Below are 22,618 nucleotides of genomic sequence, written 5' to 3' on the forward strand. Positions count from 1 at the left end.
ATGGGTGGGATGAAGGATGAAGCTCGTCAAGCTGCGTATCTCGCTTGTCGAAAGTCTGATAACGGCAAAAACTGTCGTTATTCTCGTGGTGCAGACAATTTATAGGGAAAATTATACGTCCAGTATGACTGGCACTAGCTTGACTTACTATAGTAATTTTTTTAATATTATGGAGATGAAAATAGAAAAGAGGGATAACAATTATATTTATTTGTACCAGTTCTCAACATTCAAGGGAATTCCTTTATCAATGTTGATGTCAAGAATACTGTCTTTTTTGATGCCAAAAATAAGTAAGTCATCTTTTGAAAGATATTTACTATTTCTTTTCTCCTTATAAATTTGCTGTAATTTGTCAACGGCTATGTAGGTCCCTGTGGCAATTCCGACAAGCACAATACCAGCGGGATTTGCCCCGAGCATGACCAGCACAGCAGACATACCACCTACTGCTGTGCCGTTTATGGCTGCCTGAATGATAGCTTCCTCATACTCAGGCTTCAGCATATTGCCCTTAATAAATTGCCACGTTGGATGCACGCTGTCCACCGCAAAGAGCACTAGCCCTGCACCGGCTCCTCCTTTCAGCGCGACTAGTATGCGTCCTTCCTGAATCAGGGCAGGAGCCAGCTTAATGTCAGATTTTACATGTGATTTTACGAGATTCTTAAGGTCATCTAATTTTTTTACCCCTTTGAGATCAATCTTTGTTGGGAATTTAAGCAGCGTTGATACGAACCTCTCCTTTTGTAAAAGAGCCTGAAAATAAGACTTGAATTCCTTCGACCCCGTGAGATATTCAAGCATTTTTGCAGACTTCTGTGCAGGCGTTCTGCCGGCTTTGTATACAGCCTCAAGACCACTCGCAATTTCCTTAGCCGCTACAGAATTGTTCCCGAATACGCGATTGATGTTCTTTAAAAGATCATATTTAAGGGCTCTCTCATCTTGAAGTGCACCAAGTTTTACACCCGAATAATCCCCAAGGAGATGAATGTCGTACAAAAGACCTGCAAACCCTTTGGCTACCCGTCCTTCCACCCCAAGCATTCTTGCGGCGAGTCTTTCCATGTTGGCTACATCGTGTCGCCATGCGCGTATGATTTTTTCTTTTGCAGCATTCGCTGCTTCTTTGCCTTCCGATGCGGCGATTTTCTCCAGCATCCCTTTTAGCGGTTCCCGATTAAAAGGGATTGCATCAGAAAAACCCCAATGACCATAAAGCCTATGTCCGTCAGGACCAAGCGGGAGAGCCTTTACTACTTCAAAATTGTCAATTGTTTTTGTAAATTCGTGCAGGTAAGCTCTAACCTCTGGGGATTGTATATTGGCATTTTCAAAAACTATAGATAGCATATCAAAAACATGGGCTTGACCTGATTTAGCCGTGCAGAGAGTCGGTGTAATCAAGATGATAAAGATAAAGATTAGAGCTTGACGCATCAAAACATAGGCTCCGAATAGCGGTTATTGATAAATTTGTCCTGCATGGTTTGGATTGCCGCCATTTCCTCTATCTGGGACTTTCCTGCCGTTTCCTTTAAATTTTTGTATACGTCAAGAAACTGGTTACGCACCTCCTGATTTATATAGAGAAAAAGATCATCATTCAACGTGCCAAGCAACCTCGCGGCATCACGTAAAACATTCTCGTCGACACCGATGATTTTTGAGGTATCGGCGATGAATATGAGTTGCTGTGTCTTGGCCAGAATTGGACTTGCAACTTCATAGGAAAAAAAATTTCGGTAATAGGAATCTAAATCTTTCCGTAATGAAGCGATTTTCTTCATATATCCTAGACAAATTTCCTGATCATCGCGTGAATAACAATCACGTGCGATGTGATTTAATTTTTGCGTCCAGCTCTTGAAGAAAGAGATGGAGGATGATATTTTTGATACGTCCTCCGGAGTTGCAATATGGATAGGAGATCCTGGTAAATTTTTACTTGATATGAAGTGATATAGTCTAGAATACCTAGCCATATCCTCTTTAAAAGAAATAGGAAGGGCAAACGGAGTAATAGCTATTGAAATAAGGTTACTAGGTGTAAAAAATTCAATAGCTTCCTTTTTTATGTACTCTACCAAGGAGATATTAGTTTTTTCAGGCGTAAATACGGTAATCGTGTTGTGAGTAGGTTTTGGTAGTGAAGAATAGGCCGTCTCAAGAATCTCCAAAGGGCGTAAAATACAAATTGTATTCTGTGTATCTCTGTAACATTCTTCAAAAAGCTCAACAGAATTGTCAACATCACCTATCTCGAACAGCTTTTCAGCTTTTTGAACAATTGTATGTACATCGGACGCATAGATGGTATAAGGAAAAAATAATATGAATAAAGTTATTAATAAGCGTATCTTCATATTAACACCTCCCAATTTTTGTATCAGCTTGACTCTTAAATGCCAAAGAGCAAAACGGCATACGCGCTAATCTTTGCTTAACATTACTAGCTTACAGTTAGCATAAAACTTTTTTGCCTCATCATTTGGCGTATCTAATCTAGCATTATCTCGTAGATATTTCTCTACCTAAACCGTATAGTGCCTTTTAGCAAGTGCCCCCAAGCGCATAAACACCAGAGGCCATCATGGACTTTCGCCCTACCGAGCAGCAGCAAGCCGTAATCGCCCATGGCGAGGGGCCGCTCTTGGTCATTGCCGGGCCAGGCTCCGGCAAGACCTTCACCCTTGTCGAGCGCATCGTGCATCTGGTCGTCCACAAGGGCGTTCAGCCAGAGCAGCTTCTTGTGGCTACGTTCACCGAGAAGGCCGCCAAGGAAATCATTTCGCGCGTGGCTCGGCGACTCATGCAGGAAGGCGTGACCGTAAATGTGGATGAAATGTACATCGGCACGCTCCACTCCATATGCCTGCGGCTGCTTGAGGAGCATCGAGAGTTCACGCGGCTGAAGAAAAACTTCACCGTGATGGACCAGTTTGACCAGAGCTATTTTTTCTTCCAGCATCTGCGCGAGTTTGAGGACCTCGCCCCGGTGACGCTGCTGCTCAAGGATGAGAAGGAGACCAGCCGCTGGAATAAGGCGAACCTGCTCTGCCGCTGGATGAACAAGCTCTCCGAGGAGATGCTTTCCGCCGACGCCCTCATGGCCGACCCGGACGAAGCCATACAGGCGCTCGGCAAGTGGTACGATCATTACCAGAAACTGCTTGAGCAGGAGAACCTGCTGGACTTCTCGGTGATCCAGCTTGAAGCGTACCGGCTGCTCACCCAAAACCCGGACACTGTGCTTGCGCCACTCAAGGAAAAAATCCGCTATGTCATGGTGGACGAGTATCAGGACACCAATACCATTCAGGAGCGGCTGCTGTTCTCCCTGCTGGACGAGAAGCAGAACATCTGCGTGGTGGGCGATGATGACCAGGGCCTCTACCGTTTCCGGGGAGCGACCATCCGCAACATCCTGGAATTTGCCGACCACTTCCCCAAGGGCAAGTGCGCCGTCCATTCGCTGACTGTCAATTACCGTTCTGACCCCGGCATCATCGCCTTCTACAACGGCTGGATGGACGGCTCGGTGGACGACTTTTCCTGGGAGGGAGAAAGCGGCAAGCACTTCCGGCATCCCAAGCAGATCGAACCGCCCACCGGCAAGCCCGCGCTGGACACGCCCGTGTTGCGCGTTTCCGGCAGCGCGGATGAGCAAAACTGGCATGAGGAAGTGCTGGACTTCCTGCAAACGCTCAAGGCGACCAACCTCAGCGACTGGAATCAGGTGGCCTTCCTTTTCCGCTCCGTGCGCTCGGAGAAGGCCAAGGCGCTGGCCAGCTATCTGGAAGAACACGGCATCCCGGTCTATGCGCCGCGCTCTGACCTCTATTTTGAGCGGGAGGAGGTGCGCCTCATGCTCGGGGCCTTCCTTTTCATCTTCCGAATTTTTAAAGAGGTGCGGGAAAAGTGGGAGGCCAAATACCGCCCGCTCGCCGTCTGGGAGTTTTATGACTCCTGCTTGCGCCAGTTCGGTGCCAAGCTGCGCCAGCCGGAAAACAAGGAGCTGAAGGACTGGTGCGTGCGCCGCTTCAATGAAATCGAAGGGATGCTCTCCCACAACAAGCCGCTGGACTTCGGCTTTTCCGCCCTGTTCTACCAGTTGATCCAGTTCCCCCTGTTTTCGGCCTTTCTGGAGCTGGGCACCTCCGCGCGGGACGAGCGCCCGGCCCGCAATCTGGCCATCTTTTCGCAGCTTCTGGTCAAGTTTGAATATCTCCACCATATCCAGGTTTTGCACCCCGACTATCTGGAAAAGAACGTCGGCGACCTGTTCAACCACTTCTTCCGCTACATCAAGGACGGCGGCATCACGGAATTTGAAGACCCTGACGACACCACGCCGGGCGGGGCCGTCCCCTTTATGACCATCCACCAGGCGAAGGGACTGGAGTTTCCCGTCACCATCGTTGGCTCGCTCAACGCCACTCCCCGGAAGAATTACAGCGAGCTGGATGAAGCCCTTGAGGCGCGCCACCACGAGCGGCCACCCTTTGAGCCGCTGGAACGGATGAAGGATTTTGATTTCAAGCGCCTTTACTACACCGCCTTTTCCCGCGCCAAGAACCTGCTCGTCCTCACCTGTCAGGAAAAACGCACCAAGCGTGGCAAACTCAGCACCCCCACTGAATACTTCCACAAGTTCTATGCGCCGCTCCCGGACTGGCGCGCGGCCGACCTTTCGGCGCTCAAGGTGGATGCCGTCCAGCCAGCGGGTATCAAGGGCCGCTATTCCTACACCTCCCACGTCCTGCTCTATGAGGGCTGCCCACGCCAGTACCAGTTTTTCAAATACTGGGAGTTCAGCCCGGTGCGCGAAGGCCCCATGCTGTTCGGCCAGCTTGTCCACCAGACCATCGAGGACATCCACAAGGCCGTCCTGCGCGAGCAGCCGGAAAGCGTGACCGAGGACAATATCCGCCTCTGGTTCGACGTGAACTACGCCAACCTGAGCCACAAGGAGCGCGTGTACCTCTCCCCGCAAATCCGGGAGGTGGCGCTCGGCCATGTGCTGCGCTATGTGGAGCGCAGGCACGGCAACTGGGAGGACATTCGCGGCACGGAAGTGGACGTGTCCCTCGTGCGGGACGAGTACATCCTGACGGGCAAGATCGACCTTATCCAGGGCAAGGGCGATACCGTGGAAATTGTGGATTTCAAGGCCACGCCCAAGCCCGACCAGTACGCGGAGCGCCATATCCTCGACCGCTACCGCCGCCAGTTGGAGATTTACGCCTACCTTGTGGAGAAGCGCCACGGCCTTGAGGTCAGCGCCATGAACCTCTATTATACCGGCGAAACATCCGGCGTGCCGACCTACCGCTTCCCCTTTGACGGCAAATCCGTGGACAAGACCATCGCCGACGTGGACGCCGTGGTGGGCTGTATGGAGCGCCGGGAATTTGGGGTCACGGAGCGCCCAGCCAAGCTGTGCAAAGAGTGTGACTTGCAAGCGTTTTGTAACAGTAACTTGTAGTATTATAATAAGTTATAAATAATAATTATTTGCATAAATTGTTTTATAAATTGTATTATTAATTTTAAGTTCATTGTACAATTATATACTATTGATAAGTAATATATTATTGAATAATATAAAAAGGAAATTATTATATATTAAAAGAAATAGCTTATTATGTTAGAATGATTATAATAATGGAAAATATGGGAATTTGTTTTCATGCAACATTTTATTGACATAAAACAAAAAAAAAATTACTCTTGCAAAGAAAGCTAGCCGATTGAGAACAACCGTGTAATTCTGACTACCTGAGCCTTATTGAGCAACGATTTAAGATGTCAATTTTCATCCTAATTAAAATCTGGAGGAATGTTACCGGTTTCTCTGCCAATCAAGCGAACCCTTCGAGGGTATATACAAATACGGGGAGACTATCAGCTAAATATACCTTTTATAAAATCATGCTAAATACTGTTTATAAATGTTTGATGACTGTATAAATTCAATCTTGCAAATGATTAATATCTATTTGCTAGAAATTAATGAGGATAAACCATGGACGATTCATTTGAATGCGCCTCAATAAGACATCTGATAGATGCAGATATTTTATATGAACGACATCGTTATGATAATGCAATCTGCCATTACGCATTTTCAGTTGAATGTGTGCTCAAAGCATTTAAACCTAAACCACCACGTATCCATGAACTAGATAAGCTACAGGATTTGGTGCGCGCGTACAACGAGTTGCTTGGGCTCATACACCCAAAGTATATACTCCTACGTGGAATTGGCAATGTTCCATCGACTCTAGTTCAAAATCATCCGAAGCGGCGGTATTTTCGAGATACGGACTACAGTGACGAAGAAGTGGAGCAGGGGAAGGTATTTGCACATTCTTTAGCAGAAAGGCTAACAAATTCCATACTTGATGGACAGATATTTTGGACTAACTAGCGAAAGGCGAGCCTATGATTAGCTATGATGATGTGTTAAAAATCGCAAAAACTCAAATTAAGAAGTGGTATGACTATCACGCAATGCAAGAAGTAACCCTAATCAGAGATGTATTGGGGCGCATTGCGGTACTAATTTCACATTTTGCTTTATCTTCTGATAATTCATTAGAAATATTAAAAAATGACATGAAAAATGCTTTAGGACATTACTTCACTGGGATAGTTTATCATAAAGAAAAAATTAACCAAACGGATGTTGAGAAGGAAATTATTAAGAAGATAGAGATTCTTCGAAACATTGTGGATAGGGATCAAAATTGTACATGGTACATGTTAGAACGGACGATTGCTAAAAAGGCATGGTTGGATCAACCAGGAGACAAACAGCCTATATGGGATTATGAAGACGCAAACTCATTAAATAAACCTAGGGTTATATCCTACTATTCTTTCAAGGGTGGAATGGGACGAACAACGGCACTGGTAGCGTCTGCACTTCTGCTTGCCAAAGCCAGGTATAATGTACTAATTATCGATACAGATGTTGAAGCTCCTGGTCTAGCAAATATTTTCTTTGACGATAGCTCTATCAATAACGGTACTGTGGACTACTTTGTAGAATATCAAGCAAGTAATTCTTATGCACCTGATATGTTAGCATATATACTGGAAGTTACTGATGAATCAGTAGTAGAAGAAACCGACGGAAAAATTTTTCTTATTCCAGCTGGTCAAACTAATGATTTCTATTTATCTAAACTAGCACGAATTGACTATCAAGATATTGTTGAAGATGGAATGCGGAAAGCAGTTGTTAGACTCATAGAACAAGCTGTTGATTTTTTACAAGAAAAAGGAATAAAAATGGATTATATCCTCATGGATGCAAGAGCTGGATTCCATGACTTGGGAGGGGTTATCACTTTTCAAATACCACATGGGATCGTACTGGTTGGTCGAGATACTCGTCAATCATGGCAAGGTCTCAATAAAGCCATTGCACTTGCAGCTACAACACAGAAGGAACCTATTCCTTTCGTCATCGTTGACAATATGTGTGAAGAATATACGGAAAAATCAAAAAAAGGACTAGAGTCATTTAAATCGCACTCATATGCATCATGTTGTGATTTTTATTATCTGGAATCTGAAGCTCAACCAGGGCCAGAAGCAAAAAATGTTCCGCATAGCCCTGTCTATGTACCGTATTCACCTGTTTTGAAGGAAGAGATATTTCTTTTTAGTGATGGATCGCAAGAGAAAACAGAACAAGTTACAAGCATCAAAAATGTTCTATGCAACGAACATTATCAAGAACTCGTTGAACGCATCCATTCTTGGTTCGAGAATAATCAAGTGGAAGGTGGAGAGCAAAATGGATAGTTTAAATAAAGAAGCAATTCTTAAAACTATAGCCAGTATTGAAACTTCGGCAGAATATGAACCGAATAGGCTAGAAGATTTTTTGATGATGAAGGAATATTCCTATATGCGTGATCCAAAGCGTTTTTTAGTATTAGGAGGTAGGGGCTCGGGTAAAACTAGACTTTTTTACACTTTTACGGAACCAGCAGGTTTTAGTGAGATACTGAAGGGAGAGTCCTTATCTGGCTTGGGCTCATCTACTGCCTATTCAATTAAAGGACATGATTTTGCATCCTTTTTTCCCACCCCGGATATTTTAGAAAATTATGCTGAAGATAAGAGCGCACGTGCATATTGGGTTGGTAATCTATTATTTGTACTTTTCAATCAATTAAAGAAGATTGAAAAATTTCGGCCTATTGTAGACTCATTGAACTCAGAGAAGAACCTGCAACTTTTTTTTAATATAGAAAATTTAAAGATGATTGATCATTGGCTTGAATATATTAAGTGTAATCCCGAAATATGGGAGAGAGTCTTCCAGCAAATAAATGATTATCTTCGCGGAACAAATGAATGGATATTTGTTTCATACGATTTTTTAGATAGACTTACAGTCGACTATAACAGTCTTTTCCCTTTTATTCGTATGCTATTGTCTTTCTGGTTTGCTCACGATAGGCACTGGGATCGCATAAGGTCAAAGGTTTTTTTACGAAATGATCTTTTTGAATCAGATTTACTAAACTTTATGGATGCATCGAAGTTGAATAATCATCTAATACGCCTAGAATGGAGGACTCTTTCCCTATATAGATTGTTAATTAAACGGCTTGCAAATTCACACGATGAGGATACTTTACAATATCTTCAAATTGTTCCAAATTTAATTAGCAGTACTAAGAAATCTGTGCTTGGATATATTCCTACGCTGAATAAAGATACGGTAGAAAGTTTAATTGATAATTTGATAGGGCATTACATGGGTAAATCTCCCAAACAAGGCGTCAGTTATCAGTGGATGCCAAACCACCTGCAAGATGCAAAGGGTGCACTATCTCCCAGATCGTTTTTAAAATGCTTTTCTATTGCTGCAAATGGAATGCTAGAACATCCTGCAGAACTAGGAAAATTATCACCCATTAGTATAATTTTACCTACAATGATACAGAATGCCCTAGTAAGCGTATCTGAAGACCGCGTCGCTGAATTGGGGGAAGAATATCCTTGGCTGGCAAAGCTAAAGGATATGTTAGATGGTCTTACAATGTTGGTAACAAAAGATGCTTTTCTCGAGAGGATAGATATCAATCAGTGGACTGATGAGGAAAAAAAGCAACTGCCTAGTCAAAGCGCACAAGGAATTTTCCAAGTTTTAGTAAAGCTTGGAATTATATTTGTTGCGGAAGACGGGCGTATCAATACTCCAGAAATCTACTTACATGGTTTTAGGATGAAGAGAAAGGGAGGACTACGCAGAATTGTTGATGATTAGTGGGATTTCATATACTTTATTTATTCTAATTTATCTAGTAATAACACATATTTTAAATTTTTTTTTGTAGTTAATAAAAACCTTAATATTTTATTACTATATGTTATTTTATTTTCCTGAAATATATATTGGTACATTTATTTCTAAAAGGCATTATTCATAATTTTTTTTCATATATTAAGTTGTTAGGAGAATAATACTCAATACATTTTTTTATTATATTAATTTGTAGTCACTTCTTGATAATATAGGCAACAACGTAATTAATATATTTCCACAACCAATATTGAAAGGAAGAGATTATCTTATGAGGTTGTTACATAATATTAGGGAAAATGTGGAACAGATGACCTTTGACCTCCCGCAGCCAGAACCCATCAAGGGCTTTCCTGAGCTTCGCTGGACGGGCAAGCGGCCCTTCACGTCTACGCATTACTACCCGGCGCAGCTCAAGGAACGCTACGGCGACCCGGTGGACGGGTGGATGAACCACATCTACTGGGGCGACAACTTGCAGGTTATGAGTCATTTGCTCAAGGAGTTCCGGGGCAAGGTGGACTTGGTATATATTGACCCGCCGTTTGACTCAAAGGCCGATTATAAAAAAATAATTACAATGAAAGGAAAAAGTGGTGCATCAGATTTATCGTCCTTTGAAGAAAAACAATATACGGATATATGGACAAACGATGAGTATCTACAATTTTTATATGAAAGAGTAATATTGCTTAGAGAATTACTTTCCGAACAAGGTTCAATTTATCTACACTGCGATAATAAGAGAAATCATTTTATAAAAATGATTCTTGATGAAGTTTTTGGAAATTTTAGAAGTCAAATTTCTTGGAAAAAAACTTCTGCACATAGCGATTCAAAGGTGTATGGGGACATTTTAGATACAATTTTATTTTATACAAAATCAAATAATTATATATTTAATAATTTAACTATTGGCTATGATGAGTGGTATAAAAAACGGTATTTTCGGTATGTTGATTCGGATGGTAGAAATTTTAAATCAGGTGATTTGTCTGCGAATGGTCTAAAAGGTGGAGGTTATCATTATAATTGGAAAGGCATTGACGGATATTGGAGATGTCCAATGTCCACTATGGAAAAATTGGATAAAGAGAACAGGATTTTTTACACAAAAAATAATATTCCTAGGCTTAAGCAATATTTAGATGAGAGTGAAGGTATTGCATTACAAAATTTATGGGATGATATTCAACCTGTAGTATCGTGGTCTGATGAACAAACAAACTATCCCACGCAAAAGCCTGAAATCCTATTAGAAAGAATTATTCTGTCCTCCACTAACCCCGGCTCTCTGGTTCTCGACTGCTTCATGGGTTCCGGTACCACGCAAGCCGTGGCCATGAAGCTCGCGAGGCGTTTTATCGGGGCGGACATCAACCTCGGAGCCATCCAGACCACCACCAAGCGGCTGAACCGCATCATTGACGAATTGAAGGAGCAGGGGCAGCTTTCCCTGCCCGGAACCAACAAAAAACTCTATCTGAATTTTGAAGTGTACAACGTCAATCACTACGACGTGTTCCGCAACCCCGTACAGGCGCGGGAATTGCTGCTCCAGGCGCTGGAGGTGGAGCCGCTGGAGTCCACGGACGTGTTTGACGGCATGAAGGACGGCTACAAGGTCAAGATCATGCCGGTCAACCGCATCGCCACGCGGGCCGACCTCAACCCTATCCTGAGCGGCATCAATTACCGGGAAATGGACAAGCGCATGGAAGCCTCGCCGGGCAGCCCGGCCGAGCGCATCATGCTTGTCTGCATGGGGCACGAGCCTGACCTTGCCGCCAGCCTCAAGATGGACATCGGCGACCAGTATCGGGTGGACGTGCAGGTGGTGGACATCCTGCGCGACCGCAAGGACTTGGCCTTCAAGTACGATTCAGAAGCCGACATCGCCGTGGAGAACGGCGAGCTGGTCATCAGGCAATTCTATCCCCGCAATCTGCTGCAAAAGCTCTCCATGCTGGACGAAAACGTGGAGGACTGGCGGCAGCTCGTGGAGACCGTGGCCATTGACTGGAACTATAACGGCGAGGTGCTCCAGCCTGCGGTCTATGACAATCCCGGCAAGAACGAGCTGGTTCAGGGGCGCTACAAAGTGCCCGGCGACCAAGGGCGCATCCGGGTGAAAATCACCGACCTGCTCTCCGAAAGCCTGGAGACCACGCTGGAGGCGGACTAATGGCCGGAAGAAGGAAGAAGCAGGCCGACCTCCATGTGGACCTCAACGCCACCTTTTACCATGAGCTGTTCCGCTTTTATCGCCACAACAAGGGCAGCATCCGTTCGCACTATCGCGGCCTGACGCGGGAAATTCTGGACTACAACGACCCGGACAGGCCCCGGCCCGGCCAGTTCCTTCGGCGTCCGCAGTTCGAGGCGCTGGAAATCTATGTTTTTCTCAAGGAGTTCCTTGAGCTGCGCCCGGTGCATGACATCTTTGCGGACTGGTACAAGCGGCGCAAGGGCTTTGAAAATCGCGGCGACGTGCTTGGCATGGGCACACAGGGCACGCTCCATGAATCGCTTGCCTTCAACGACGAAGCCTATGCTGCCGTGTTCAAGCGTATGAAGGCCGCACGGCAGGACTACCCGAACTATATCTTCGCGTTGACAATGGGGGTGGGCAAGACCCTGCTCATGGCCACCTGCATTTTCTATGACTTCGTGCTGGCCCGGAAGTTCCCTGACGACAAGATTTACTGTCACAACGCCCTGATATTCGCGCCGGACAAGACCGTGCTGCAATCCCTGCGCGAAATCGAGAGCTTCGACTTCGCCAAGGTGCTGCCCCCGAAGCACGCCAACTGGCTTCAGGCGAACCTCAAGCTGCAATATCTGGACGAGGCCGGGGCCACACTCAACGTCATCAATAATTCCGATTACAACCTTGTCGTCTCCAATACGCAAAAAATTCTGCTCAAGCGCAAGAACAAGGTGCCCAGCAGCGCCGAGCGGCTCTACCTGCCCGACGTGGAGCCCCGGAGCGCTGACGCCAAGTCGGTCTATGATGATATTTCCGACCTCTACGGCTTCGACTCCCCGGAGGACGAGGTTGACCTGACCATCAACCAGCGCTTTCTCAAGCTGCGCCAGCTCCCGAAACTGGGCGTCTTTGTGGACGAGGCTCACCATGCCTTCGGGGACGCGCTGAAAAAAGACCTGCTGGAGCCGCAGAAGGAAACCTCCCTGCGCTTCACTATCAATACGCTGGCCAGGGGCATCAAGCGCATGGGCAGCTCGATGGTGGCCTGCTACAACTTCACGGGCACGCCCTATGTGAAGAACGAGCTGCTGCCCGAAGTGGTGTATTCCTACAGCCTCAAGGACGCCATCAACAACGGCTACCTCAAGAGTCTGCGGCTGCATAAATTCGCCAACACGCGCGACAGGGAATTTGTGCGCGCCGTTGTGGGCGACTTCCTTGAGCGCTTTGACGGGCGCACCCTCGAAGGGATGCAGCCCAAGCTGGTGTTCTTTTCGCCCACCATCGCGGACGCCACCGGCAACCTGCGCCCCCTTCTGGAGGAGGAACTGGCCCGGCGCGACATCCCGGTCTCGCAGCTCCTTGTCAACGTGGGCGACCCGAAAGTCACCAGCAATGACGACATCAGGGCTTTCAACGAACTGGACAGCGTGGGCTCGGAAAAGCGCTTCCTCATTCTGGTGAACAAAGGCAAGGAGGGCTGGAACTGCCGCTCGCTGTGCGGCGTGGCCATGTTCCGTCAGCCCAAGTCGAAGATTTTTGTGCTTCAGGCTTCCATGCGCTGCCTGCGCTCCATCGGGGACAGGCAGGAGGAGGGGCAGGTCTATCTCACAGCGGAGAACGCACAGATACTCAACGACGAATTGCAGCAGAACTTCCGCCTGACCACTGACGACCTGCTGCCACCGAAGAAGGACAGCAAGCGATACGAGGTGCGCGTCCTCAAGAAGAAGCGCATCTCCCTGACGCGCGTGCGCCACCTCTATGACTGCAAGGAAAAGGAGCCTGCCGCTCCGGTGAGCTTTGGCGTGGAAGACTGGGACGTGGAGCGCTACCGCATCCTCCACACCGAGGAGAAGATGCTCCAGCCGGGCGCGAAAAGGACGCAGGAAGAGGCTACCGACATCAGCCATATCAAGGAACAGCGCACCTGGAGCGCCTATACGCTTGTGGCCGAGATTGCCCGCTATCTATGCGCTTCGCCGCTGAAAATCGAGGCGCTGCTGCGGCAGAGCGAGGAAGGGCTGGACGCCTTGGTTGCCAAGGTCAACGAGTTCAACGAGCTGATTTATGACGAGATAATCCCCCGGCTGTTTGACGCGCTCTACGAGGTCACGAATTACGATAAGCAGGAGCATGTGGAGGTGGAACTTGTCCACGACCCGGCGGGCGGCTTCTTTGAGGTACACGGCGACCCGCAAAAGACGCAGCTTTTCAGGGAGTGGCAGGCCGATGCCAAGAAGGGCGCACTGGCCGGAAAGAGCTTCCACCTGGATACCTACTGCTTCGACTCCATGCCGGAGCAGGATTTTTTCCTGAACGTCATCCGGCAGGACGACATCAAGGAGGTCTATTTCACGGGTATGCTCACCCACGGCCAGTCGGACTTCCACCTCAACTACATCGACCCGGAAACCCATACCGTGCGGAACTACTACCCGGATTTCCTCATCCTCACGAAGGACGGCGAGTGGCTGGTGGTGGAGGTGAAGGCCAAGAACATGATGGACGACCCGGACGTGCGGGCCAAGCAGGAATTTGCGGAGACCATGCTCAAGGCGAGCCGGATAAAATACCACATGATTCCGCACACCGAGGCTGCGGGGTGGAAGCAGCCGACTGAAGGCGCGAAGAAGGGAACGCCCATGAGGCTCCCTGGACACGCTTGAGCGCGAGGGTCGCTCAGGGACATTGTGGTGAAGCAGGGGCGCAGCATCTCCCTCAGCGATAGACTATGATAGAAAAAAGCCCTTTGACCATTCTCGGGCTGGCCGATGCCAGTGAGGCGAACAAGGCCACCAACCCGCTCTATCTCTCGCCGGTGAGCGCGGGCTTTCCGTCCGCCGCCGAGGATTACATCGATGGGCAAATCAACCTGCACGAGCTCATCGTCCGCAACCCGGCGTCAACTTTTTTTCTGAGGACCTCGGGTGACTCGATGTTGGGCGTGGGCATCCATGACGGCGACCTCCTCGTCGTTGACCGCTCCCTTGAGGCATCTCACAACCGCGTCGTCATCGCCGCACTCGACGGAGAGCTGCTGGTCAAGAAGTTGTGCAGGAAAGGGGGCCGTGTCCTGCTGAAATCGGCCAATGAGGGCTATCCCGACTTTGAAGTCACCGAGCTTGAGCATGTCCACATTTGGGGCGTCGTGAGCCATGTCGTCCATAAGCTCTGACCAACGCCGCTGCTGGGCGGCTCATTGCTGAACCACATCCGGGGCCGGCTGGAATTCCCGCATTTGCGGCTCGGTTCTCTTGCCCCCTGCCCATTTTTGACATAGATGTCCACGGGCTCGGTGTTGCCGTTTGCAACTTCCCCAGCCAGCGACGCCCCGCCGGAGTGGTTCCGCCGGGGCTTTCTCATGCCAGGGCAGCCGTATGGAAGCAGCGAAGAGGATGCCAACGGAGAGCAAAGGTCAATCCCCGTATCGGATGTTGAACAAATTGTTTCCTGACGACTGGCTGCGGCTCTCGGGAACATAACGTCAGTATCCGGGCGATGTCGTTTGTCGCCCCGATTGCGTACAGAAAATTCCATAGCAGAGATGTAGAAATCAACTAGTTTAAGTTATTGAAATTATTTACTTCGATTAAATTAAGTAAGGCATTCTCGGCGACTTCGAGGCGCGGTGAAGGCGAGACCGTGGCGTGAAAATGTGATCTTTCGGGGAGAGGCATGGCGAAATCGTGCCGAGACCATGGCGAGACCATCGCAAAAAGAATCCCCGGAACACCAAACGGCATTCCGGGGAGCGGCATTCAGAGGAACAGCCTAGTTCTATTTCACGGTGTTCAAGGCGTAGTAGGTGCTGCTGCTCGCCCCATGCCTCGTGGCTATCTTCATTTCCACGAGTTCGCCTAAGATGCGCTGAGTCTTGCTTTCACCCAGCTTCAGCTGTTTTTGTATGTCTTCACGTGTCGCAGAGCCGTCCTTGAGGATTTCCACCACGCGGTGATGGTCAGGGGATAGGGTCTTCAGCATGTCGTTGAGAGAGGATTCTTCCGTATCGGGTTGCTGGGTTTCTGTGAGGGCGCTACCCTCGTCCGCTCCAGAAATCTCGATTTCTTTGCCGTCAAGTCCGTAGGCCTCCAGAAACTGCCAGTGTGCAGCGCCAAAGGGTAGATGGGCGTAGAAGGTCTTACCGTCGAGTACCCCTGCGGCCTTACACGTTTTGAACCGTATTCCGATGGTCATGCCATCTTGGAGGACGGCGGCTTTAATTGTTTCACTAGCACGGTTGTTCAGGATTTCATCCCTGCCGATGAGTTCTATGACATTCCTGGCGCGGATATTGAATATCCGGCTTCCACGTCCCTTGTAATGGGTTGATTCCGTATCTGTATCCGTCTTGTGATGAATAAGAACAGCACAAATATTGTCTATTTGCAGTTGTTCAATCCAATCGATCACTTCTTGAGCCGGAGAACCATAATCCACGTTGTTACCCATGAGTGCAGTCAAGTTGTCGAGAACGATGTAGCGGCAGTGCTTTTTCAGTAGATGATTTCGTAGCCCCTCCCGAAATTCTGGGTTGATGAGCGAGAAACTGTTGGGTAATCCTTGTGGTCTTTCGCCAAACTTGCTCAAAGCTAAGAACCCGTCGTCGTTTTTGAGCTGGTACCGCTTGAGGTTTGCTTGAAATTCGTCCAACGGGGTTTCTGCATCGATGTAAGCAACCTTACCTGGCACTTTGGACCTGTTGTGGAACAGAGAGCACAGGACACTCTTTTGGCAGAGCGCTTGACATACGGAGAGCGCAAACAGGGTTTTTCCTGCATTTTTGGCGCCAAGAATCAGCACGTTGGAGCCCGGGCGGATGAAGTGGTGAAGCACCACCTCTTCCAGTTTCAGAGGGGCTGGGGGAATCTCCGAGGGGTCAGCCGGCGGTAAGCCTGGGCACTCATGAGTTGAGAACAAGGTCACCGATTCTTTTGGTTTCCTGAAGATCTCCAAATCTTGTCCCCACTTAATGAAGCCCTCAAACGAGATCGCCTTTTCGATAATTTGCCGCACCGCACGCAAAGGCATCTCTATGTCATCGATGAACATCGTGTCGCGCAACAGGGCGGCTTCGTGCGAAGTCAGGTTCTCTTTTGCCTGTTCCAACGCTGCCCCGGGCGCGCTATGGAGCAAGAAGCCCGGGAAGGCACGGAAGCTGTTGGCACCCCCCCCGGTAATAAAATCCTTGTATAGCTTGACCCGAGCCATATCACCCTTGCTGGCGGCGGGGATGAAGATCACGTCATGGCCCCAGAAGTAACTCCAAGGGAAGATTTTGAGGTCGTCTCCCAGATGGGCGGTCACGATAAAGTGAGTGGGGTCATAGCCTTGAATCTGGCCCAGGCGCTTTTCCATGGACAACGCAGAGCGCGCATCTTGGAAAAAAAGGATGGTGCTTGCGGGGTAGCGCCCAAGGATGTCTTCATTCAGAAAGCAGGCCCGTGGCGGATGATTTCCCACTGATAACACATCATTGCGGACGGTTGCAGGCAGGCAGAACTTTTTTCCGTCAACCGTATATTCGAGGAAGGAGCCACACACCTCCCCCGAGTGGTCGTGGATGTCGTGGCGATACACTAATTCCACGCTCTTATGCCCAGAGCTAAATTGTGTCAAAGAAAGGAGCTCAGGCACGTCCACCGTCAAGTGCCGAAAGGCGGCGCTACCGTCCCGACTATTTCCATTTGTCGGGTGTTGTAGATTTTCGATATTCGTCCGCAGCATCTCCGCCAAGGTTGCCAGCGCGTCCATAGCGGGCAGATTGAAGACGTAGCTAATCAAGTCCACCCAATGGCCGCTCACTTCTTGCTTGCCCCACATGCGCCACCGCAGCGTCCCGGTCCTGTCGAGTTTACAGTAGTAGAAGTCCTCAACCTGAGTGAACCTTTTGATTGCGTCACGTTCAGTGCCGTAGTGATACAGGGCACACGCCTCGCGATCCATCAGCGCCTCGAACATTCCCACCAAGTGGGGCCCCTCAAGACCGTGGATATAAGTGGTATTTCCAAGGCCAAGGACTTCTTGGAGTGCCGGTGAAAAGTTGTCATCTGTGGTGAGTGGAATGCCGCCCTTGGATAAAACCAACGGTCGGGGATTCTCCCACTTTGTCTTGAAGTGTTGGAATTGGACGAGGTTATAACCCCGCCTTGTTTCAATCGTTGCTGTGTTCATGAATCCTCACAAATAAATGTATATTCGATTTTTTAGAACTTTAGTTCAGCAGTGATAGCCTCTGAACTTCTGCCTCAGTCTACGACATCCGTGTTGATGGTTGCTTTACTGTTTACTGGAGCATTATTCCCCCTTGAATTACTAGCTAGAATTACCAGATTGAAGTTAAATTCCTTGAGGTCCTAGCGGCAAGCCTACAAAAAAGATGGCGGCCCATATCGACTTGCTGGTTTTGATCCGTTCGGTGCAACCGAACCACCCGCTTTTTCCTTACATGTCATTCGTGGTAGCCTGCCTCCCTTCAGACTTCGAATCTGGGTCCTTACCGGTGGCAATTTTTTCGATTTCCTCACGCAGCCAGAAGGAAAATCGTGTTCCCACCCTCGTGGGCTGAGGAATCAGTCCAGCCCTGGCCCACGCCCAAACCGTTGAAATGCTGCATCCAAGGATGTGGGCAACTTCCTTGACTCGAATCCTCGGACAAAGGGTTCCGGTAAAAATTTCATGCCCCATGTGGTGAATCCTCCTGCGAGTGGCACCTCGTGGAAGAGATATTAGCGTCGCTGGGGAACCCGTCAATGATTTTCCAAAAAAAACAATAAGTTAGTGTGACACTTTTTTTTGAAATAAAGTGTCACACGGAGTATAAACGGTAGATTTTGCGTGGAATCGAAAGTTTACACGAGGCTAGAAGGCAGGTAAGTCCAAGCTAGTTGTGCGGGGGTGATCTTGGCGAAGGGCTGTCCCATCACGAGTGTTGGCGCTAGATAGATGTGTATCTATCTGTGTACCAAATAAGTTTGTAATTTCTAATTATCCAATTATTTACATGAATTATCTATACAATTCAAATCCCTCTCCCTCCGCCAATAAAAGTTTCAGAGAGATACAGGAAAGTCCGCTACTCCTTGAGAGTAGCGGACTTTCCTGCTTTTCTCACCTCATAACATCCATTGGAGTCCGTTGACAGCCAAGAAAATTGGGGGCAACAATGGGGGCAACGCAGAATCGTAAGTGTTGGTATTTCAGGAGTTGCCCCCTATGCCCTTCAAGCTCACAGACACCGCCATCCGCGCGGCCAAGCCGAAGGAAAAACGCTACAAGCTGGCGGACGGCGAGGGCCTGTATATTGAGGTTGCCCCCACAGGGGGCAAGTGGTGGCGAATCAAATATCGTTTCGGGGGCAAGGAGAAACGGCTTTCCCTTGGCGTTTACCCTGCCGTGGGCCTAAAACAGGCCCGGAGCCGGGCCGGGGAAATCAAAGACCTGTTGCGGCGCGGCATCGACCCCGGCGAAGAAAGGAAGGCCGCCAAGGCGGAAGCGGCGGCGGTGGAGATTGCCAGGGGCCAGACCTTTGAGGCGGTGGCACGGGAATGGCACAGCAAGAAAAGCCCCGGCTGGACGCCCCGCTATGCCCGGCAGGTGATGGGAAGGCTTGAGGCTGCCATCTTCCCGGAGCTGGGGTCGCGCCCCATTGACGAACTGGGAGCGCCTGACTTCCTTGCCGTACTCCACAAGACAGAGGCGCGGGGATGCCTTGAAATGGCGCACCGGCTGGCGCAACTCTGCGGGCAGGTGACGCGCTATGCCCGCGTTGCCGGTATCGTCCAGGCCGATGCCGCCAGCGGACTCACAGAAGCGCTTGCCCCGGCCCAAATCCGCCACCATGCCGCCATCACCAGCCCGAAGGAAATCGGTGCGCTCCTGCGGGCTATCGATGAGTATCCCGGCGAAGTGGTGACGCGCTACGCTCTGAAAATTCTCCCATATGTCTTTGTCCGTAGCGGTGAGCTCCGGGCCGCACCGTGGGCGGAAATCGACCTTGACGCCGCCACTTGGCTCATTCCTGCCGAGCGGATGAAGAAGCGCCGCCCCCATGTGGTGCCGCTCGCCCCGCAAGTGGTGCGCCTCTTCCATGAGCTGAGGGAGTTCACCGGCAACGGGCCGCTTGCCTTCCCCTCCACCTTTTCCACCACGCGTTGCCTTACGGATGTGGGCTTGCTCAATGCGCTACGGCGCATGGGCTATGCCAAGGAAACCATGTCAATTCATGGATTTCGGGCGATGGCGTCCACGTTGCTCAATGAACAAGGCTACCGTCCGGACGTGATAGAGGCGCAGCTTGCCCACAGGGAGAAGAACGCGGTGCGGGCCGCGTATAACCATGCCGATTATCTCCCGGAGCGCCGGGCCATGATGGGGGCGTGGGCCGACTACTTGGACAGCTTGCGGGAATCCGCCGGCCATTCCGCTGAGAAGGGACAGCTATAGCCCACTATACTTCACAGGCGTGAAGTAGTGGGCAAGCGTGCCGCTTGAGCGCTTAAATCCAAAGGGTGAGATCGGTATGGTGCCACTCAGGAGAATACAAATGACAATCACACTGGCAAATTAAAGTTAAAAGTATCCGACAAGAACTAGATAAGCTTGGCATACATCCCGCCCGCCACCGGTATGTCCAAGGCCAAGGACTGAGCGTCTAGCAAAGGATAAGCTCTTGCTACAGCCCTGGAACTTATGAATAGGAGCGGCTTCGGATGCTGCAGGTTACGACTAACAGGCTGAGGGTGGTACAGACTTAGATCTCCAACGCTCACCGGGTAGCCTGCCGCCACCCCACAGTGGAAGGACACCGGAATAACAAAAGTCCGTGCGTCGACCCCACATCTCCCTGCGCCAAAGGTTGCTCATTATAATGTGAGGCCCTTTGGGGGCAGCTTTAGTTGGGGAGTTGAGTATAAGCGATTAAAGATGTCCATAAAACTAAGAGAAGTAGCTAGAAAAATAATAAGTATATTTGATTCATGGAATATTTTTTGGGGTATACATATTCAAAATTGGACTTAGTATGCTAAATAAAAGATTTTTTATAAGGATATGTACATTATTATATATAATAAAATGCGCAATTGTATGAAAATGTATCAGATCTCCTTAATCGTAGCATGCAGCGAATATAGGAGAAGAGGTGTTATTTTTATTGAGGATCTTAACTTGACAGATGGTAATTTATTTTATAAAGAACATATATATTATAATATTATCTTAATTGCTATAAGATTGTAATCTAACTCAAATGGGTACTGAGTGTGACTACATCTAGCAGGAAATCTTTTTAGAAACATTCCTTGAAAAGGCTAATTTTAATATTTCAATCAAGGAGTTTTTGTATGAACAATAAGTATGATAAAGTAGAATTAAATAGGCATCGGTATTATTTATACAAGGAATTCTCAATCGAGTGTCATAATATATTTTCGGAAGAAGAAGAGGCAATTTTGGTTAAATATGGTGAATGGATGCGGGCGTTAGTAAATGGTGATATTTCTCCTATAACTCCAGCACAAGTCCACTTTGTAGAGGTTTTTAAAAAAATATCTCACCGCAAACTAAATATGAAAAAATATGGAAAAAATATAATGCAAGAATTACGTGGGAAAGTAAATATGGGGATACTTCGGATCGACCACCTAAAACAATTCCGAGACATTGGGAAGGAATATAAGCTCCCACCAGCGGAGATGCATTTGATACCTATCAACTATAAATATTCTACTATTATCGCTTTGTCCGTGTGATAATTGGGAAATCCGCCATTGTTCTTCGAGGGTTCCTGCGTTTATGGTACAGGCTCAGCAACCCGAGACGTATGAGTCGGGACGTCAACAAAATAAAAGCTTACTCAGGAGATAGCCGATTTATCTTGTTGGTGCGCCGGCGACCTGCTACCGTTTTAGTCATCCTTGCTCGTCTATTCTGTTCTAAAGCCCCACTACTGGCAGGCATTGAAGGAAAACGACCACTAGGATAGAATTGTGGCGGCAAGAGGTGCCACTCTTGCCGCCACTTGGTCCGAGCTGCCGGAAGCGTTAGCAGGGCCCGGCTCTCCCCAAGGGATGAACTTGTTAATGCTTCCTGCGGGATTCCGCAGGAAGCATTAACTCTTAAGGGTTAGGATACCATCAATAAAGAGCATGGCGAGTAGGCATATGTTGGTGAGCTCGTTGTCGCCAATGCTCAGCGTCAGGTCTAGTACCATGTGGGTACCCTCCTTACGGCTTGCTTCCGGAACGCCTGCCAGTTTGAGCTTTCGATTCGCGTTTCCTAAGTTCCTCTCGGCTCAGGAAACCGTTTCCCTTGATTTCAAGGTCTTTTATTCTTAGCGCTTGGTAGATTTTTTCCCGCCGTTCCTTGTCGTAGGTGATGGCAGGATCCTTGTGGATTTTCTCTATAATCAGATGGGGGTTGGGTAGGAGAACAAAATTGAACTCGCTCGCTACCTTTTTTGTCATGATGAATCCCCATTTTTCCAATGCGCGCATTCGTTTTTTCCATGTATCCACTGGGCGCTGCCCACTGAACCCTGACTCCATTGCGAGCAGCGCCTCCTGCTTAATCTCGACGCATGGCAAATCGAAGGTATTCGCCCAAAGAGCAAGGTAAGTTGGAGAGAGGGCGCCCCCCTTCTCCAAGCAGTCCATATAGACGCACATAAGGGGCATCGTCTTTGGTAACGTCATGTAGCCGCCGCATTTCAAGCGATCCCAGAAGTCTCCACGGGTAAAATCAGGCCAGAGCTCGCTGAATTTGTCGATAATTTTTTCTTCCGGCTTTGTGTACTTTTCCGAATAAATGGGCATGTCTAACCTCCTGCAGCTTTTTTATTTCAAAAAAGTTTGTTATTACAAGATATTATTCATTTCATCTCCGGTTTGCGAAAATCTTACGTGAGGAAGTAAGTATATCTGAGTTCGGCATTTTGCAACAACTTATTAGTCTGAGTTGTTTGGGGGAGATATTTTTAATACTGGAATATCGTAGCATTGAGTGCAAAATTTCATACTCATATTGCTTTTTGTGTTTTAGTTCTCTTTGTGCTGTTGGTACTCCGGCGCGAAAAT

At 48.4% G+C, this 22,618-nt stretch carries 13 protein-coding genes; 9 read left to right on the forward strand and 4 right to left on the reverse strand.

Annotated elements, in window-relative coordinates; all coding sequences use genetic code 11:
* Nucleotides 1-207 precede the first annotated feature (207 nt).
* Nucleotides 208-1,443, reverse strand: a complete 1,236-nt coding sequence (locus G7Y54_RS01165; protein ID WP_165076022.1) for a hypothetical protein — start codon at nt 1,441-1,443, stop codon at nt 208-210.
* Nucleotides 1,443-2,369: a hypothetical protein gene (locus tag G7Y54_RS01170; protein ID WP_165076027.1), complete on the reverse strand. Its 927-nt coding sequence runs from the start codon at nt 2,367-2,369 to the stop codon at nt 1,443-1,445. Before G7Y54_RS01170 ends, G7Y54_RS01165 begins: the two co-directional genes overlap by 1 nt.
* Before the next feature lie 227 nt (nt 2,370-2,596).
* On the opposite strand from G7Y54_RS01170, the gene G7Y54_RS01175 reads away from it, so the two are divergent.
* The 7 genes from G7Y54_RS01175 to umuD all read left to right on the forward strand — a co-directional run bounded on the left by G7Y54_RS01175 (nt 2,597) and on the right by umuD (nt 14,721).
* Nucleotides 2,597-5,491: an ATP-dependent DNA helicase gene (locus G7Y54_RS01175; RefSeq protein WP_165076032.1), complete on the forward strand. Its 2,895-nt coding sequence runs from the start codon at nt 2,597-2,599 to the stop codon at nt 5,489-5,491.
* Nucleotides 5,492-6,031: 540 nt separating this feature from the next.
* Nucleotides 6,032-6,436, forward strand: a complete 405-nt coding sequence (locus tag G7Y54_RS01180; protein WP_165076037.1) for a hypothetical protein — start codon at nt 6,032-6,034, stop codon at nt 6,434-6,436.
* A gap of 14 nt (nt 6,437-6,450) precedes the next feature.
* Complete coding sequence (locus G7Y54_RS01185; protein WP_165076042.1) at nt 6,451-7,821, forward strand: AAA family ATPase; 1,371 nt, start codon at nt 6,451-6,453, stop codon at nt 7,819-7,821.
* Nucleotides 7,814-9,298, forward strand: a complete 1,485-nt coding sequence (locus G7Y54_RS01190) for a hypothetical protein (protein WP_165076046.1) — start codon at nt 7,814-7,816, stop codon at nt 9,296-9,298. The genes G7Y54_RS01185 and G7Y54_RS01190 overlap by 8 nt, the downstream gene beginning before the upstream one ends.
* 520 nt (nt 9,299-9,818) lie before the next feature.
* Nucleotides 9,819-11,519 (forward strand): site-specific DNA-methyltransferase, encoded by a 1,701-nt coding sequence (locus G7Y54_RS01195; protein WP_241159361.1) that lies wholly within the window; start codon nt 9,819-9,821, stop codon nt 11,517-11,519.
* Entirely contained in the window at nt 11,519-14,212 is a 2,694-nt protein-coding gene (locus G7Y54_RS01200; RefSeq protein ID WP_165076073.1) for a DEAD/DEAH box helicase family protein, read from the forward strand. The genes G7Y54_RS01195 and G7Y54_RS01200 overlap by 1 nt, the downstream gene beginning before the upstream one ends.
* Nucleotides 14,213-14,277: 65 nt before the next feature.
* Nucleotides 14,278-14,721 carry a translesion error-prone DNA polymerase V autoproteolytic subunit gene (gene umuD, locus G7Y54_RS01205; protein ID WP_165076077.1) on the forward strand — a complete coding sequence of 148 codons (444 nt, stop codon included), beginning with the start codon at nt 14,278-14,280 and terminating at the stop codon, nt 14,719-14,721.
* Between the two features lie 602 nt (nt 14,722-15,323).
* On the opposite strand, the gene G7Y54_RS01210 is transcribed toward umuD, so the two are convergent.
* Complete coding sequence (locus tag G7Y54_RS01210) at nt 15,324-17,717, reverse strand: AAA family ATPase (RefSeq protein ID WP_165076081.1); 2,394 nt, start codon at nt 17,715-17,717, stop codon at nt 15,324-15,326.
* Nucleotides 17,718-18,758: 1,041 nt separating this feature from the next.
* On the opposite strand from G7Y54_RS01210, the gene G7Y54_RS01220 reads away from it, so the two are divergent.
* Together G7Y54_RS01220 and maoP are read left to right on the forward strand one after the other, a co-directional pair.
* Nucleotides 18,759-19,988 carry an integrase arm-type DNA-binding domain-containing protein gene (locus G7Y54_RS01220; RefSeq protein WP_165076088.1) on the forward strand — a complete coding sequence of 410 codons (1,230 nt, stop codon included), beginning with the start codon at nt 18,759-18,761 and terminating at the stop codon, nt 19,986-19,988.
* Nucleotides 19,989-20,887: 899 nt separating this feature from the next.
* Nucleotides 20,888-21,295, forward strand: coding sequence for a DUF413 domain-containing protein (gene maoP / locus G7Y54_RS01225; protein WP_165076091.1), 408 nt, complete (start codon nt 20,888-20,890; stop codon nt 21,293-21,295).
* A gap of 474 nt (nt 21,296-21,769) precedes the next feature.
* Here maoP and G7Y54_RS01230 read toward each other — a convergent pair whose 3' ends face one another.
* Nucleotides 21,770-22,357, reverse strand: coding sequence for a hypothetical protein (locus G7Y54_RS01230; protein WP_165076096.1), 588 nt, complete (start codon nt 22,355-22,357; stop codon nt 21,770-21,772).
* Nucleotides 22,358-22,618: the final 261 nt, after the last annotated feature.

The organism is Desulfovibrio sp. ZJ746 (assembly GCF_011039155.1).
Classification (GTDB): Bacteria; Desulfobacterota; Desulfovibrionia; order Desulfovibrionales; family Desulfovibrionaceae; genus Desulfovibrio.